This window comes from Micromonospora sp. WMMD737, from assembly GCF_049179055.1.
Lineage (GTDB): Bacteria > Actinomycetota > Actinomycetes > Mycobacteriales > Micromonosporaceae > Micromonospora > Micromonospora reichwaldensis.
Window position 1 is genome coordinate 2014465 of record NZ_JBMHMH010000001.1, and the last position, 15256, is coordinate 2029720.

A 15256-nucleotide genomic window follows, 5' to 3' on the forward strand; every position below is an offset into this window, starting at 1 on the left:
GCTCAGCCCACCTTTCCCGGCGCGACGAGCCGGTTGCCCTGCCTGTCGCGCGGCAGCGGCACGGGGATCGCCGCGAGCAGCTTCTTCGTGTACTCCTGCCGCGGGTTGGCGAAGATCTGCTCCGTCGTGTCCGTCTCCACGACCTCGCCGGAGGCCATCACCATGACCCGGTCGGCGATGACCTCGACGAGCGCCAGGTCGTGGCAGACGAAGAGGTACGCCAGGCCCAGCTCCTCCTGCAGGTCCCGGAGCAGGTTGAGCACCTGCGCCCGCACCGACACGTCCAGCGCCGCGACCGGCTCGTCGCACACGATGAGGCTCGGCTTCATCGTCAACGCCCGGGCGATCGCGACCCGCTGCAGCTGCCCGCCGGACAGCTCCGCCGGGTATCGCCCCAGGTGACGCGAGCCGATGCCGACCTTGTCGAGCAGCTCGACGGCCTCCCGCTCACGCGTGCCGCGGTCCTTGTCGGTGTGCACGAGGAACGGCTCGGCGACCGCGTCCTTGATCGTCATTCGCGGGTCGAGCGAGCTGTACGGGTCCTGGAAGATCATCTGCATCCGCTGACGCACCTCGCGCAGTTGCTTCGGCTTCGTGGCCAGCACGTTCGTCCCGTCGAAGGTCACCGACCCGGAGTCCGGCTCGATCAGGCGCAGCACCATCCGCCCGACCGTCGACTTGCCCGCGCCGGACTCACCGACGACCGCGAGACACTCGCCGCGCTCCAGGGTGAAGCTCACCCCCTTGACCGCGTGCGACCACTTCGTACGCCGGCCGAGCCAGTCCCGACCGGAGCTGAACGACTTCGTGAGGCCCTCGACCTCGAGCAGGCTCATCAGACCGTCACTCCGTCCAGAGAGAGCTCCGCGACGCGCACGCACCGCGCGTGGTGCCCGGCGGCGCCGTCGACACGGACCAGGCCCGGGTGGGCCACGTCGCACCGGCCCGGCTGGGCGTACTCGCACCGGCTGCTGAACCGGCACCCGTGCGGCCAGGCGCCCGGGGACGGGATGCCGCCGGGGATCGCGCGCAGCCGCCGGTCGGTGCTCAGGCCCGGCTTCGGGATCGACCCGAGCAGGCCGGAGGTGTAGGGGTGCCGCGGGTGGAAGAAGAGGTGCTCCGAGGGCGCGTTCTCGGCCACCTCGCCGGCGTACATGACCACGACCTCCCGGCACAGCTCGGCCACCACGGCGAGGTCGTGGCTGACGAACAGCAGCGCCACCCCGGTCTGCTCCTGCAGGTCGCGCAGCAGTTCGAGGATCCGCTCCTGCACCGTCACGTCGAGCGCCGTCGTCGGCTCGTCGGCGATCAGCAGACGCGGGTTGCACGCCATGACCATCGCGATCATGACGCGCTGGCACATGCCGCCGGAGAACGCGTGCGGGTACTCGTCGACCCGCTGCGCCGCCCGCGGGATCTGCACCATGTCGAGCATCTCGACGGCGCGGGCCCGGGCCTGCCTGCGGTTCATGCCCAGGTGCTTGCGCACCGACTCCGCGATCTGGTCCCCGACGGTGTAGGCCGGGTTCAGGCTGCGGATCGGCTGCTGGAAGATCATGCCCATGCCCGGGCCCCGCAGGTCCCGCCACTGCTTCGGGGTGCCCGCGGTGAGGTCCACGCCGTCGAAGACGACCCGGCCCGAGGCGATCCGCCCGCCGGTCGCCGCGGTAAGGCCCATCACCGCGATCGAGGTCACCGTCTTGCCCGACCCGGATTCGCCGACGAGAGCCATCGACTCCCCCGGCCTGAGCGAGAACGAGACGTCCTGGACGGTCGTCTGCCACCCGCCCGAGGGTGCGGGGAACTCGACGCTCAGGTTCTCCACCCGCAGCAGGTCCGCCGCCGGGTCGGTGGCGCCGGTCCTGGTGCCGGCGGTCCCGCCGGGTGCCGTGTCACGTGCCATGTCAGCTCCTGGTGGTTGCCGGGCCGGTCAATTGCCCGACCGGGTGCGCACGAGGGCGCGACGGACGCCGTCACCGACGTAGGTGAAGGCGAGGACGGCGAGGAAGATCATCACGCCGGGCGGCCACACGAGGTACGGCGCGAGGCGCATGTTCGAGGAGGCCGTCGAGAGCATCGAGCCCCAGCTGGCGGCGGGGGCCTGCACGCCGAGCCCGAGGAAGCTCAGGCTCGCCTCGGCCGCGACGGCGGTGCCCAGCGACACCGAGATGACGAGGATGATCGGCGGCAGCACGTTGGGCAGCACGTGCCGCACGGTGGTGCGCAGGGTGCTGCAACCCAGGGCGATCGACGCCTCGATGTAGGTCTCGTGCCGCACGTCCATCGTGCCGGCGCGGGCCACCCGGAAGAAGCGCGGGGCCATGACCAGGCCGATGGCGAGCATCGCGTTGGTGATGCCGGCGCCGAGGACCGCGACGATGGTGATGGCCAGCACGAGCGACGGGGCGCTCATGAGCGCGTCCATGAGGCGGGTGAGGATCGCGTCGACCCAGCCGCCGCGGTAGCCCGCGACCATGCCGAGGGGCAGGCCGAGCACGAGCGCGACGGCCGCGGCCTGCAGCGCCGCCCACAGCGAGACCCGCGCCCCGAAGATGAGCCGGCTCAGCACGTCCCGGCCGTAGTCGTCGGTCCCCAGCCAGTGCTCGGCGCTCGGCGGCTTGAGCCGCTGGAGCAGGTTCTGCACGTCGGGGTCGTACGGCGCCAGGGCCGGGGCGAGGATCGCGATGAGGGTCAGCACGAGCAGGAAGACGCCGGCCACGATCGTCGCGGGGCGACGCACGATGCTCCTGAGGATGCCGGGGGCGGCGACCGGCTCCGGGTCACCCGCGCCGACGGCCGCCGTGGGCACCTCGGCGAGGACGGTCTCGGTGAGGCCGTCGCCGGGCACGCCGACGTCGGGTGATTCGCTTCCCGGCACGGGGGACGCGGGGGGCCGATTCGCGCTCATGACCGCACCTTCGGGTTGAAGTAGCCGTAGGAGATGTCGACGATGAGGTTGACGAGCACGACGATCGTCGTGCTGAACAGCACGAAGCCGAGCAGCACCGGGACGTCGCGCCCCTGCACGGCCTCGACGGCGGTGCGCCCGAGGCCCGGCATGTTGTAGATCATCTCGATGGTCACCGACCCGGCGAGGACCTCCGCGACGCGGAAGCCGAGGACGGTGATGACGGGGATGCACGCGTTCTTCAGGGAGTGCTTGAACACGACGCTGGCGCGCGACAGCCCCCTGGCCTCGGCGTTGAGGACGTAGTCGGTCTTCATGACCTGCCCGAGCGCCGAGCGCAGTTGCAGGGTCACCTCGGCGGCGGGGAGCAGACCGAGGGCGATGCCCGGCAGGATGAGGTGCGAGAGCCACGGCCAGAAACCGTCGGAGAGCGGTTGGTAGCCGAACGCCGGGAACATCTGCAGCCCCACCGCGAAGACCGAGGCGAGCACGAGGCCGAACCAGAAGCCCGGGATGGCGATCGAGATCGAGGCGAACCCGTTGACGATCCGGTCGACGATGCCGCCGGAGCGCAGCGTGGCCACGAGCGCCAGGGTCGCCCCGAGCACGATGGCGAAGATCATCGCGACGAGCACCAGCGACAGCGTCGTGGCCATCCGCCGGGTCAGCAGCTCGGTCACGGTCTGGTCCGAGAGGAAGGACGTGCCGAGGTCGCCGCGGACGACGTCGCCGATCCACATCAGGTAGCGCAGGAGGACCGGATCGTTGAGGTTGAGTTCCTCGCGGATCGCCTCGACGCGCTCCGGGGTCGGTTCGTCGCCGGCGAGGATGACGGCCGGGTCCCCCGGGGCGAGCTCGATCAGGGCGAAGACGAGCAGCGGGACGACGAACAGCAGGGGTATTGCCGCGAGTAGTCGCCTGCCGGCGTAGCGGAGCATGTCCTACCTCGACTCTGAGCGTGGTGCCTGGGACGGGGCCCCACCCGGCCTGGTGCCGGCGCGGGTGGTGTCGTGTCGCCGCCGGCCCCCGCCGCAGCGGGTGGTCCGGCGGCGGCACCACCGGGTGGTCAGGAGCGAGCGGTCACTTCGTGACGGCGATGTTGCGCAGGTCCCAGATGCCGATGTTCGACATCGGGATGTTGTCGAGGCCGACGACGTTCGCCTTCGCGACGCTCGCGTTGGTCTGGTTGCACAGCGGCACGTACCAGCCCTGCTCGAGCGTCGTCTTCCAGATGTCGTGGTACAGCGGGGCGCGCTGGCTCATCGGCAGCGCGGGGTTGGCGGCCTCGGCCGCCTTGGCCGCGACGAGCGAGGGGTCCGCGGCGAGCTTGTAGGTGTTCAGCAGGTAGGTGTTCGCCGTCGCCGCCGGGTCGGCCTTCGGGCTCCACGACGTGGCGACCATCAACTCGAAGTCGCCGGCGATGAAGCGCGGCTCGTTCTCGGTGTTGGGCACGGGGTTGAGCGACGCGTCGATGCCGACGGCCCGCAGCGACGCCTGCACGACGTTGGCCGGCTGCTCGGCGTTCGTGCCCGCGGCGAAGGTGACGGACACCTTGGCGCCGCCGGCCTGCTGCACCAGGGCCTTGGCCTTGTCGACGCTGAACTCGTACGGGTAGGTGTAGTTCGGGATGCGGCTCGGGTCCGTCTCGGGCACGAGCTGGCGCGTCGGCGTGCAGTAGCCGCTGAACAGCGCGCTGATCGCCGCCGGGTCGACCGCGTGGGCGATCGCCTGGCGGACCTCGGGCTTGGCGACGGCGCCCTTGTTGGCGCGCATGTAGACCCCGACGAGGTTCTTGAACTTCACCTGGTGCTGCTGCAGGCCGCTGCCCGGGGTGACGATCTTCTCGACCGTGGCGATCTCGGCGGCCGAGCTGAGCGGGGCCAGGTCGACCTGGCCGCTCTGCAGGCCGTTGAGGCGGGCCGCGGCGTCGGGCACGCGCTGCAGCTCGATGCCGCCGAGGCGGCCGACGTTCGGGTCCCAGTAGCTGTCGGCCCGCTTGAGGACGAGCTTCTCCTGGGGTACGAGCTGGGTGGCGACGTACGGGCCGGAACCGGCGGTGCCGGGGTTGGTCTTGATGTCGACGCCGTCCTTGATGGCCTTCGGGCTGACCATCATGCCGGCCGTGCCGGTGAAGGACGCGGGCAGCTGGACGCCCTTGCCCTTGACCAGCTTGAGGCGCGCGGTCGTCGCGTCGACGACCTCGACCGACTCGATGTCGGCGAGGTCGCCCTTGAGGGTCGAGCCGGCGAGGGTCTTGCCGCGCTCGATGTTGACCTTGACGGCCTCGGCGTCGAACGGCGTGCCGTCGTGGAACTTCACGTCGTCGCGCAGCTTGAGCTCGAGGACGCCGCCACCATCGACGAACTTCCACTCCTTGGCCAGGCCGGGGACGATCTTGTCGTCCTTGTCGAGCATGGTCAGCCGGTCCCAGACGAGGAACAGGTAGCCCCAGGCGCCGTAGCTCGTCTGGAGAGCCGGGTCGAGGTCGCGCAGCGGACCCGCCGACGCGAACTTGAGCACGGCCGAGGTGTCGATCTCGCCCCCGGAAGCGCTGGTGCTGCCGGAGTTGTCCGGTGAGCTGCAGCCGGCCACGGCGAGAGCCCCGACGGCGATCAGCGCGAACACACGTTTCTTGGTCTTGTTCCTGACGCCCATTCTCATCCTTCCAAAAAACGAGCCGAGTCGTTCCGGCTGATCGGTGGTGGTGCTGCCCCGTCCGGCGGCTCAGGTTTCCGCGGAGAGGATCAGTGCGCTTGTCGGAACCCCGACGCCCGCCGTCACCAGGACGTTGCGTACGCCGTCGGGCTGGTTGGTCGAGGTCCCCCGGACGAGGCGGACGCCCTCCGCGACGCCGTTCGTGCCGTGCAGGTAGGCCTCACCGATCTGGCCACCGTGGGTGTTGGTCGGCAGCGACCCGGTGACCTCGAGGTTGCCGTCGGCGATGAAGTGCCTGGCCTCACCGCGACCGCAGAAGCCGTACTCCTCGAGCTGGTGGAGCACGTACGGGGTGAAGTGGTCGTAGAGGATCGCCGCGTCCATGTCGGCGGGTCCGAGGCCCGACTGGGCCCACAGCTGCCGGGCGCAGAGCTCGACCTCGGGGATCCGGGTCAGGTCCTCGCGGTAGTAGCTGACCATCTGGTACTGGTCCGGTCCGAGGCCCTGGGCCGCCCCGACGATGTAGGCCGGAATGGCGGGCAGGTCCCTGGCGCGCTCGGCGCTGACGACGACCATCGCCTGGCCGCCGTCGGTCTCCTGGCAGCAGTCGAACAGGTGCAGCGGCTCGGCGATCCAGCGGGAGGCCTGGTGCTCCTCGAGGGTGAGCGGCTTGCCGTGGAACCACGCTCTGGGGTTGTTCGCGGCGTGCTTGCGGGCGAGCACGGCGACCCGGCCGTAGTCCTCGCTGGTCGCGCCGTACTCGTGCATGTAGCGACGGGCGAACATCGCGGTGTGCTGGGCCGGGGTGAGCAGGCCGTACGGGTTGACCCAGGAGCGGTACTCGTTGTCCGAGGTGGCCTGGGTCTTCGCCGGCGGCGGCCCCTGCCCGAAGCGGACGCCGGAGCGCTCGTTGAAGGCGCGGTAGGCCACCACGACGTCGGCGACGCCGCTCGCGACGGCCATGGCGGCCTGCTGGACGGGGGCACAGGCGCCGCCACCGCCGTAGGGGATCCGGGAGAAGAACGTCAGCTCGGGGATGCCCAGGCTGCGGGCGACCATGTTCTCCGGGTTGGTCTCCATGGTGAAGGTCGTCATGCCGTCGACGTCGGCGGGGCTCAGGCCCGCGTCGGCCAGGGCGGCCGAGACCGCCTCGACGGCCAGTTGCAGCTCGCTGCGGCCGGAGTCCTTGGAGAACTCCGTCGCGCCGATGCCGACGATCGCGGTACGCCCCGACAGGAAGTTGGACGTCACGTCACTGCTCCGTTCCGCGGGGCAGGCGCACGGTCACCTCGGAGACGGCGTGCGCGCCCTTGCTGTTCGTGCCACGCACCGCGACGCGCACGGTGTCCTCCTCGACGCCGACAACCTCGCCGGTCAGCCGCATCACGTCACCCGGGAAGTTCGGCACCCCGAGGCGGGTGCTCAGGCGCACCATGCGCGCGGCGGGGCCGGCCCAGTCGGTGACGTAGCGGCCGACGAGCCCGTTGGTGTTGTTGATGCTCATGTAGGTGTCGGGGGTGCCGCGCCGCTCGGCCTGGGCCGGGTCGTGGTGCACGTCCTCGTAGTCGCGGGTCGCGAGGGCGCCGGCGACGATGAGGGTCCGGGTCAGCGGGATCTCGAGCTCCGGCAGCGTGTCGCCGACGCTCACCTGCGCGATGGTGATCTGCGTGCCGCTCACAGCTGCTCCCCCGCGTCGACAAGGTCCGCGAGCTGCTGCAGGTGCCAGGCCCCCGAGCCGGCGGTGTTGGCCAGCTGGGTGGTCCAGAGCATGTAGCGGTGGATCGGATAGGTGACGTCGGCGCCGATGCCGCCGTGCACGTGCTGCACGGTGCGCGCGACGCGGTCGCCCGCCTCGGCGGCCCAGTACTTCGCGACGTGCACGGCCGCGCGGGACGGCCGGTCGGTCGTCTCGCGCCAGAGCGCGTTGAGGTAGGTGACCTCCATCGCCTCGGTGTCGATGTGGCAGTCGGCGATCTGGTGGGCGACGGCCTGGAAGGTCGCGATCGGCACACCGAACTGCTCGCGCCCCGAGGTGTAGTCGGCGGCCTGGCGCACGGCGGCCTGGCTGACGCCGCTCTGCAGGGCGGCCACGGCGATCCAGACCTGGCGCAGCAGCCAGTCGAGCCGGTCCTCCCCCGGGCCCTCGGCGAGCGGCTCGGCGGTCGCGCCGTCGAGGTGCACGTCGGAGGCGAGCCCCCGGTCGGTGCGCTCGAAGGTGTCGCGGCGCACCCCCGCGCCGGCGGTCGGCACGAGGTAGAGCCCGACCGTGCCCTCCTCGTCGGTGGCCGGGACGACCATCGCGTCGGCGAGGTGCGCCGAGCGGACGCCGACGGCGGTGCCGCTCAGGGTGACCCCGGCACCGTCGGGCCCGGCGCCGGAGCGGGCGCGGACGCGGGCGCCGTACGGCCGGGCGTCGGCCAGGTCGTCGACGGCCACGGTGAGGACGGCGTCCCCGGCGGCGACGCGGGGCAGCCACTCGGCCTGCTGCTTGGCGTCGCCGTAGCGCACCAGCGGCAGGACGCCGCCGACGAGGGTCTCCCACAGCGGGACGGTGCCCAGCGTGCGGCCCTGCTCGACGAAGACCCCGGCGACCTCCCAGAGGCCCAGCCCGGCGCCGCCGTGTTCCTCGGGCACGAGCAGCCCGAGGACGCCGGAGGCGGCCAGGTCGCGGTACAGGACGCGGTCGAAGCGGTCCGGCCCGGCCTCGACGTCGAAGAGGCGCTGCGGGTCGCCGTTGCGGGAGAAGACGTCGCGCGCCAGGTCGTTGACCGTGACCTGGTCCTCGGCGAGCTGGAAGTCCATCAGTTCTCCTCTCCGGCGGGCTCCGATGCGGAGGTCGCGGCCCGGAAACGCGGCAGGGTGAGGTTCTCGTCGTAGGCGAGCCAGTCGACCTGCACGGGCATGCCGATCTCGACCTCGTCGGCGTTCCCGACGAAGTCGGCGACGAGGCGCGTGCCCTCCTCGAGGTCGACGAGCACGACGGTGAGCGGGTAGTCGTACCCGGGCGCCTTCGGGTGGTGGCTGACGACGTAGCTGTGCACCGTGCCCCGTCCGCTCGCCTCTACCTCGTGCCACGCGTACGAGTGGCAGGAGGGGCAGATCGGGCCGGGCGGGTGGCGCAGCGTGCCGCAGTCGGTGCAGGCCTGGATGACGAGGCGACGCTGTGCGGCGGCCTCGAACCAGAAGGCGTTGTCGCGCAGGACGAACGGCTTGTGCCGCAGCGCCGGGTCGGCGGCGGCCGGTGCCGGGGGCCTGGCGCGGGACGGGTCGAAGCGCAGGATGCGGAATCGCTGGCGGGCCACGACCTCGTCGTCCTGGTCGGTGTAGGTGCGCAGCGTCGTGATGAAGTGGCCGGTGCCCAGACCGGTGGTCTTGCGCGGGGAGACGTCCTCGATGACCGTCGTCATCTTGATCTCGTCGCCCAGGCGCAGTTCGCGCACGTACTCGTGCTCGTCGTTGGTCGCGACGACCCCGACGAAGCCGGCCTCGGCGAGGATCGCGAGCAGGCGGGCCATGGGGGTGTCCGCCGTGGCGCCGGCCGTGTGGGCCCGGTAGCCGACCATGAGCCAGGTGGACAGCATCGGCGGCGGGGCGACGACACCCTCGCGGCCGGTGGCCCGGGCGGCCCGCTCGTCGACGTAGACGGGGTTCTCGTCGCCCATCGCCTCGACGAAGTGGCGGATCATCGCCTGGTTGACGGCGTCCTGGGCGTGGCGGGTGGGCGTGGCCTCGAGGCCGACGAACTCGCGCAGGCGGGCGAGGAAGGCGTCCTCGTCGGTGGCGGCGGCCGGGGTCCGCGTCGTGGTGCTCATGCGGACCGTCCCTTCCTCGGCATGCCGAGGCCGGCGACCGCGATCATGTCGCGCAGCACCTCGTTGGTGCCGCCGCCGAAGGTGTTGATGTAGGAGCCGCGGGTGTAGGCCTCGAGCTGTCCACCGAGGACGGCGTCCGGGGCACCGGGCCGCCGGGTCGCGCGCGGCCCGACGACGGAGACGAGGTTGCGGCAGACCCGGTCGTGGGTCTCCGTGCCGTACACCTTGGCGACGGACGCGGCGGCGGGGGCCGGGTTCTGGCCCTCCCCGACGACGGCGATCTTCCAGTTCAGCAGGCGCATCGCGGTCAGCTCGGCGTAGTCGCGGGCCAACTCCGTGCGCACCCACGGCTTGTCGAGTACGCGGATCCCGTCGGCGTCGGGCTCGGCGGCCCACGCGGCGACGTCGGTCCACAGCTGCTCGGTACGCCCGCCCATGGCGGCCAGGCCCACCCGCTCGTGACCGAGCTGGCCGGTGACGAGGCGCCAGCCGCCGTTGACCTCGCCGACGAGGGCCTCGGGACCGACGCGTACGTCCTCGTAGTAGGAGGCGTTGGTGTGGGTGATTCCGCTGGTGGCGATCGGCGTGCAGCTGAAGCCGGGGTCCGAGGTCGGCACGATGAGGATGGTGATGCCCTTGTGCTTCGGGGCGGCGGGGTCGGTGCGCACGGCCATCCAGACGAAGTCGGCCTGGCTGACGCCGCTGGTGAAGACCTTCTGGCCGTTGACGACCCAGCCCCCCTCGGGCGTGGCCTCGGCCCTGGCCTTCAGCGAGGCGAGGTCGGTGCCGGAGCCCGGCTCGCTGTAGCCGATGGCGAAGATGACGTCGCCGGTGAGCATGCCCGGCAGGTAGGTGCGCTTCTGCTCCTCGGTGCCGTAGCGCATGAGCATCGGGCCGATGTTGTTGATGGTGACGAAGGGGAACGGCGCCTGGGCGCGGTTGATCTCGTCGAAGAGGATGTACTGGTCGAGCGCCGGGCGGCCCTGGCCGCCGTACTCCTTGGGCCACCCGAGCCCGAGCAGGCCGTCCCTGCCGATCTGACGGATGATCTCGCGGTAGGCCGGACGGTCCTCGTTGGTGCCGCCCAGCGCCTCGCGGACCTCGGGCGTGAGCAGGCGCGCGAAGTAGGCGCGCAGCTCCCGGCTCAGCTCTCGATGCTCCGGGGTGTACTCCAGGTACATGGGTGTCCTCTTCTCGGGGCGTGGGGCGCCCGTCGGCGGGCCGGGCGGGCCGGCGGGTCAGGTGGCCGGCAGGAGCGCGGTGCGCCCGTTGTCGGCGAACTGTTTCTCGAGGTCCTGGACGTCGGCCGCCGTGAGCGGGCGGTACGCGGTGGACGCGCCGTCGCGGACGTAGACGGGGTCGGTCGTGACCCAGGCGGCGCGGCGCAGGACCTGCTTGGCGACCTTGCTGTTGCCCGTGGTGGGGATCTCGGTGACGATCCGCACGAAGCGTGGCCGCCACTTGGTGCCGAGGTCGGCCTGCGCGTCGAGGAAGGCGGTGAACGCCTCGGGATCGAAGCTGGCGCCGTTACGCAGTTGGAGCGCGCACATGACCTGGTCGCCGGTGCGCGGGTCGGGCACGGCGAAGACGGGGGCGACCGCCACCCGGTCCCAGCGCTCGATGATCCGCTCGGCCGGTCCGGCGGCGAAGTTCTCGCTGTCGACGCGGATCCAGTCCGAGGAGCGGCCGGCGAAGTAGAAGTAGCCGTCGGCGTCGCGGTAGGCCAGGTCCCCGGACCAGAAGTCCTCGCCGCGGATGCGCTCGGCGGCGGCCTCGGGGTTCTTGTAGTAGCCCTCGAACCGGGCGGCCATGCCGACTCCGACGAGCTGGCCGATGGCCTCCTCGGCGTTGACGAGCCGTCCGGTCCCGTCGAGCCTGGCCGGCGGGCACTCCAGCCCGGTGGCCTCGTTCATGACCTTGATCTCGGCGCCGGCGACGGCCACGCCGAGCGCCTCGTCGGGCGTACCGGGGGTGCGGTTGATCCGCATGACGCCCTCGCTGGAGCCGTAGCCCTCGGAGACGACGGCGCCGAAGCGCCGGGTGAAGCGGGCGATGTCGGTGGCCGAGGCCTCGGTGCCGACGGCGCGACGCAGTGTGCTCGTCGCGTCGCGCGGGTCGACCGGCTGGGCCAGGACGTAGGCGAGGGCCCGTCCGACGTAGTTGAAGTAGGTGACGCCGTGCTCGTGCACGTCGCGTACGAAGCCGGACGCGGAGAACTTGCGGACCATGCAGATCGTCGCGCCGCAGACCATGGCGGGCCCGAGGTTGAGCATGACGGCGTTGCCGTGGAACAGCGGCATCGACAGGTAGCTGACCGAGTCGCGGGTCAGCTCGGTGCGGGCCAGCAGCGCCTCGGAGACCGCGGCGAGGCGCCCGTGCGAGCAGATGACCGCCTTCGGGGCCCCGGTCGAGCCCGAGGAGAACATGAGCAGCAGGTTGGCGCCGGGGTCGACCGCGTCGACGGGCACCGGCGCGCCGGCGTGCCGGGCCAGCCAGGCGGCGTACTCCGGGGAGTCGGTGTTGCGCACCTGCTCGGCGGGGATGCCCAGGTCGAGGCCGTCGACGAGACCGGCGAGGCGGTCCTCGGTGATGAGCAGGTCGCAGTCGGTGTGCCGCACGTCGTGGGCCAGCTCGGCGCCGCGTCGGGTCGGGTTGATCCCGACGACGGTGGCGCCGGACAGCGCCGCCGCGCAGATCCAGTACACGTGGTCGGGGGTGTTCTCCAGGAGCACCCCCAGGTGCAGCGGCCTGCCTTCGGGCCGGGGCACCTCGGCCAGGGCGGCGGCCCGGTCGGCGGCCTCCTGCACGACCTGGCCCCACGTGATGGTGCGGCCCTCGAAGAGGAGGCCCGGGTGGTCGTCACCCGTACGCCCGCGCACGATGTCGCCGAAGACGGCGGGCCCCGAGGTCCGGGCCACCGAAGTCTGAGTCGTCATTGACGTCGCTCCGTCTCGTTCGTCGTCGAATGCGGACCAGCGGCAACAAGCAAGCGCTTGGTCGAGATCGTAGGGTGGGGTGTGACGCAGGTCAAGGCCTGGACAGGGCTTCCCACGGGCTGGCCCCGGCGAGCGCCGAGCGCACCCGGTCGGTGTCCTCACCCCGGCGCCGGGGGGCCCGCGGGATCCCGGCGGGCGTCCGCGAGAAGCGGGGCACCGGGGCCGGCTGGGCGACCCCCTCGACCTCGACGACGGCGCGCCGGGCCCGCACCTGCGGGTGCCCGGCCGACTCGGCGACGTCCAGCACCGGGTGCACGCACGCGTCGACGCCCTCGAAGACGCCGGTCCACTCCTGCCGGGTACGCCCGGCGAAGACCGCCTCGATCCGCTCGGCCCAGCCGGCCCACCCCGACTCGTCGAACTGCCCCGGCCCGTCCTCCGGGTCGAGACCGAGAGTGAGCAGGAACGCCCGGTAGAACTTCGCCTCGATGGCCGCGACGGACATGAACCTGTCGTCGGCGGTGCGGTACACCCGGTAGAAGTGCGCCCCGCCGTCGAGGTAGTTCGTCCCGGGGGTGAGGTTCCAGGCGCCCCGCCCGAGCATCGAGCGGATGACGACGGTGAGCAGCCCGCTACCCTCGAGCATCGAGGAGTCCACGACCTGCCCACGCCCGGAGGAGACGCGTTCGTGCAGGGCGGCCAGGACGCCGAAGGCCAGCACCATGCCGCCGCCGGCGAAGTCGGCCAGGTACATCGGCGGCACGACGGGGCCGTGCCCGGGCAGGCCGATCGTGTCGAGCACCCCGGAGACGGCGATGTAGTTGAGGTCGTGCCCGGCGGCCGAGGCGAGGGGCCCGTCCTGGCCCCAGCCGGTCATCCGCGCCACGACGAGGCGCGGGTACCGCCCGGAGAGCTCGGCCGGGTCCAGGCCGAGACGTTCGAGCACCCCGGGACGGAACGGGTCGAGCAGCACGTCCGCGTCGGCGAGCAGCCGGTGCACGAGCGGCCGGTCGGCCTCCGACTTCAGGTCGAGCGTGACGGTCGTACGGCCGCGGTCGATCGCGTTGACCTGCGCGCGCTCCCGCCGGTCGGGCTCGCCGGGCGGGTCGACCCGCACGACCTGCGCACCGAGGTCGGCGAGCATCATCGTGGCGAACGGCACCGGCCCCTGCCCGCCGAGTTCGAGGACGCGCAGGCCGGCCAGCGGCCCCGCCGACCGCTGGCCGGGGGCGGCACTCACGCCTGCTCCCCGACACTCGCCGGGACCGGCGTGCGGGTCACGGCGCGGGGGTCCGTGCTCCACGTCCGCGGGGTCACGCCCTCCTCCCGCAGGACCCGCTTGAGGACCCGCCCGACGGCGTTCTTGGGCAGCTCGGCACGGACCTCGATGTGGGAGGGGACGGCGTACCGCGGGAGCCGCGGGTGCAGCCACTCGAAGAGCTCCGCGGGGTCGATCCGCGCGCCGGGCGCCGGCACGACCGTCACCTTGAGGTCGTCCTCGGCCAGCGGAGAGGGGACCGCGTGGACGGCGACCTCGCCGACGGCCGGGTGGGCCGCGACGATGCCCTCGATCTCGAAGCTGGAGATGTTCTCGCCGCCGCGGCGCAGGTAGTCCTTGCCCCGGTCGACGAAGTAGAGGTAGCCGTCCTCGTCGAGACGGCCGTAGTCACCGCAGTGGAACCACAGGCCCCGGAAGACCTCCAGGGTCTTCTCCGGCTGCCGCCAGTAGCCGTTGAACATGATCGCCGGGCGGGTGGGCCGGGCGACGATCTCGCCGACCGCGCCGACGGGCAGCGGGTTGTCGTGCTCGTCGACGATGCGCACCTCGAAGGAGTCGTTGACCTTGCCGGCCGCCCCGGCGCGGTAACCGCCGGGCGGGGTGAGCGTGATCAGGCTGGCCTCGGTCAGTCCGTACGCGCCCGAGCCGACCCGCTCGACGCCGAACCGCTCGGTCCAGCGGGCGGCGAGGTCGGCGGTGACCGGCGAGCCGGACACGACGCGCAACTGGCCGAAGGCCCTGCGGGCGGCCTCGGACTCGGGGGCACCGGCGATCATCGGCAGCATCGAGCCCATGAGCGCGGCCATCGTCGCGCGGGAGCGCAGGATCTCGTCCCAGAATCCGCTGACCGAGAAGCGCCGCGCGACGTCCATGGCCGAGCCGAGCTGGAGCGAGCCCATGACGTGCCCGACGGCGGCCATGTGGAACAGCGGCATCGCCGACCAGAGGACGTCACCGGGGTGCCGCTCGAGGTTCTCGCGCATCTGGCGGGCCATGTTCGCCACGTAGCCGTGGCTGACCAGGCACGCCTTGGACGGTCCGGTCGTGCCGGCCGTGTAGATGAGGTGGCTGGTGGCGTACGCGTCGAGGTCCGGGGTGGTCGTCACCGTCGGGCCCTCGGCGACGGCGGCGTCGAAGTCGACGACCTCGGTGGCCCAGGCGGGCACCGGGCCCGAGGAGGGCCGGCCGGTTTCGGGAGCGCCGACGAGGACCGGCGCCCGTAGCCCCGTGCCGGCGAGGGCGTCGTCGAGGACGGGCACGAACTCGTCCTCGACGATCATCGCGACCGGGTCGGCGTCGAGGACCTGGTGGGCCAGTACGGGGCCGCGGTTGCTCGTGTTGAGCGGGACGACGAAACCGCCGCGGAGCGTCGTCGCCCACCAGGCGAGCAGGGCCAGGCGGCCGTTGCGGGCGAGGACGACGACCCGGTCGCCGGGAGCCACGCGGTCGGCGAGGAACCCGGCGAGACGACGCGACGCGGCATCGAGCTCGGCCACGGTGAACGGGGTGCCGGCGAGGGTGAGGGCGAGGTCCGGCTGCTCGTCGAGCAGGCGGGACAGGGCGGGCAGGAGGGGGGTGGCGGCGGTGGGACGGGTCACTGGCTCTGGCTGCCTTTCTTCGGGCCGGCCGGTCGGTGTCCGACCGGCCGGCCGACGGGTGGGGAGCT

13 protein-coding genes are annotated in these 15256 nt (G+C 72.2%); all 13 read right to left on the reverse strand.

What is annotated here, in order from left to right; genetic code table 11:
* Positions 1-2: 2 nt before the first annotated feature.
* The 13 genes from ACN27A_RS07830 to ACN27A_RS07890 all read right to left on the reverse strand — a co-directional run bounded on the left by ACN27A_RS07830 (position 3) and on the right by ACN27A_RS07890 (position 15188).
* The gene (locus ACN27A_RS07830; protein WP_421450825.1) at positions 3-836 is read right to left on the reverse strand and encodes an ATP-binding cassette domain-containing protein; all 834 of its coding nucleotides are present in this window, start codon (positions 834-836) and stop codon (positions 3-5) included.
* Complete coding sequence (locus tag ACN27A_RS07835) at positions 836-1903, reverse strand: ABC transporter ATP-binding protein (RefSeq protein WP_421450828.1); 1068 nt, start codon at positions 1901-1903, stop codon at positions 836-838. Before ACN27A_RS07835 ends, ACN27A_RS07830 begins: the two co-directional genes overlap by 1 nt.
* Positions 1904-1930: 27 nt before the next feature.
* On the reverse strand, positions 1931-2908 hold the full coding sequence (locus tag ACN27A_RS07840; RefSeq protein ID WP_421450831.1) for an ABC transporter permease: 978 nt from the start codon (positions 2906-2908) through the stop codon (positions 1931-1933).
* Positions 2905-3846, reverse strand: coding sequence for an ABC transporter permease (locus ACN27A_RS07845; RefSeq protein WP_311410287.1), 942 nt, complete (start codon positions 3844-3846; stop codon positions 2905-2907). The genes ACN27A_RS07840 and ACN27A_RS07845 overlap by 4 nt, the downstream gene beginning before the upstream one ends.
* A 142-nt stretch (positions 3847-3988) precedes the next feature.
* Positions 3989-5563: an ABC transporter substrate-binding protein gene (locus tag ACN27A_RS07850; RefSeq protein WP_421450834.1), complete on the reverse strand. Its 1575-nt coding sequence runs from the start codon at positions 5561-5563 to the stop codon at positions 3989-3991.
* Between the two features lie 69 nt (positions 5564-5632).
* Positions 5633-6814, reverse strand: a complete 1182-nt coding sequence (locus ACN27A_RS07855; RefSeq protein WP_421450836.1) for a lipid-transfer protein — start codon at positions 6812-6814, stop codon at positions 5633-5635.
* 1 nt (position 6815) lies between these two features.
* Positions 6816-7241, reverse strand: a complete 426-nt coding sequence (locus ACN27A_RS07860; RefSeq protein ID WP_207914272.1) for a MaoC/PaaZ C-terminal domain-containing protein — start codon at positions 7239-7241, stop codon at positions 6816-6818.
* On the reverse strand, positions 7238-8365 hold the full coding sequence (locus ACN27A_RS07865; protein ID WP_421450838.1) for an acyl-CoA dehydrogenase family protein: 1128 nt from the start codon (positions 8363-8365) through the stop codon (positions 7238-7240). Before ACN27A_RS07865 ends, ACN27A_RS07860 begins: the two co-directional genes overlap by 4 nt.
* Positions 8365-9375, reverse strand: coding sequence for a bifunctional MaoC family dehydratase N-terminal/OB-fold nucleic acid binding domain-containing protein (locus tag ACN27A_RS07870; RefSeq protein WP_421450841.1), 1011 nt, complete (start codon positions 9373-9375; stop codon positions 8365-8367). The genes ACN27A_RS07865 and ACN27A_RS07870 overlap by 1 nt, the downstream gene beginning before the upstream one ends.
* Positions 9372-10556, reverse strand: coding sequence for an acyl-CoA dehydrogenase family protein (locus ACN27A_RS07875; RefSeq protein ID WP_421450842.1), 1185 nt, complete (start codon positions 10554-10556; stop codon positions 9372-9374). Before ACN27A_RS07875 ends, ACN27A_RS07870 begins: the two co-directional genes overlap by 4 nt.
* A 57-nt stretch (positions 10557-10613) precedes the next feature.
* Positions 10614-12311, reverse strand: coding sequence for an AMP-binding protein (locus tag ACN27A_RS07880; protein WP_421450845.1), 1698 nt, complete (start codon positions 12309-12311; stop codon positions 10614-10616).
* 91 nt (positions 12312-12402) lie between these two features.
* The gene (locus ACN27A_RS07885; protein ID WP_421450848.1) at positions 12403-13551 is read right to left on the reverse strand and encodes a CaiB/BaiF CoA transferase family protein; all 1149 of its coding nucleotides are present in this window, start codon (positions 13549-13551) and stop codon (positions 12403-12405) included.
* Positions 13548-15188: an AMP-binding protein gene (locus ACN27A_RS07890; RefSeq protein ID WP_421450851.1), complete on the reverse strand. Its 1641-nt coding sequence runs from the start codon at positions 15186-15188 to the stop codon at positions 13548-13550. Before ACN27A_RS07890 ends, ACN27A_RS07885 begins: the two co-directional genes overlap by 4 nt.
* Positions 15189-15256: the final 68 nt, after the last annotated feature.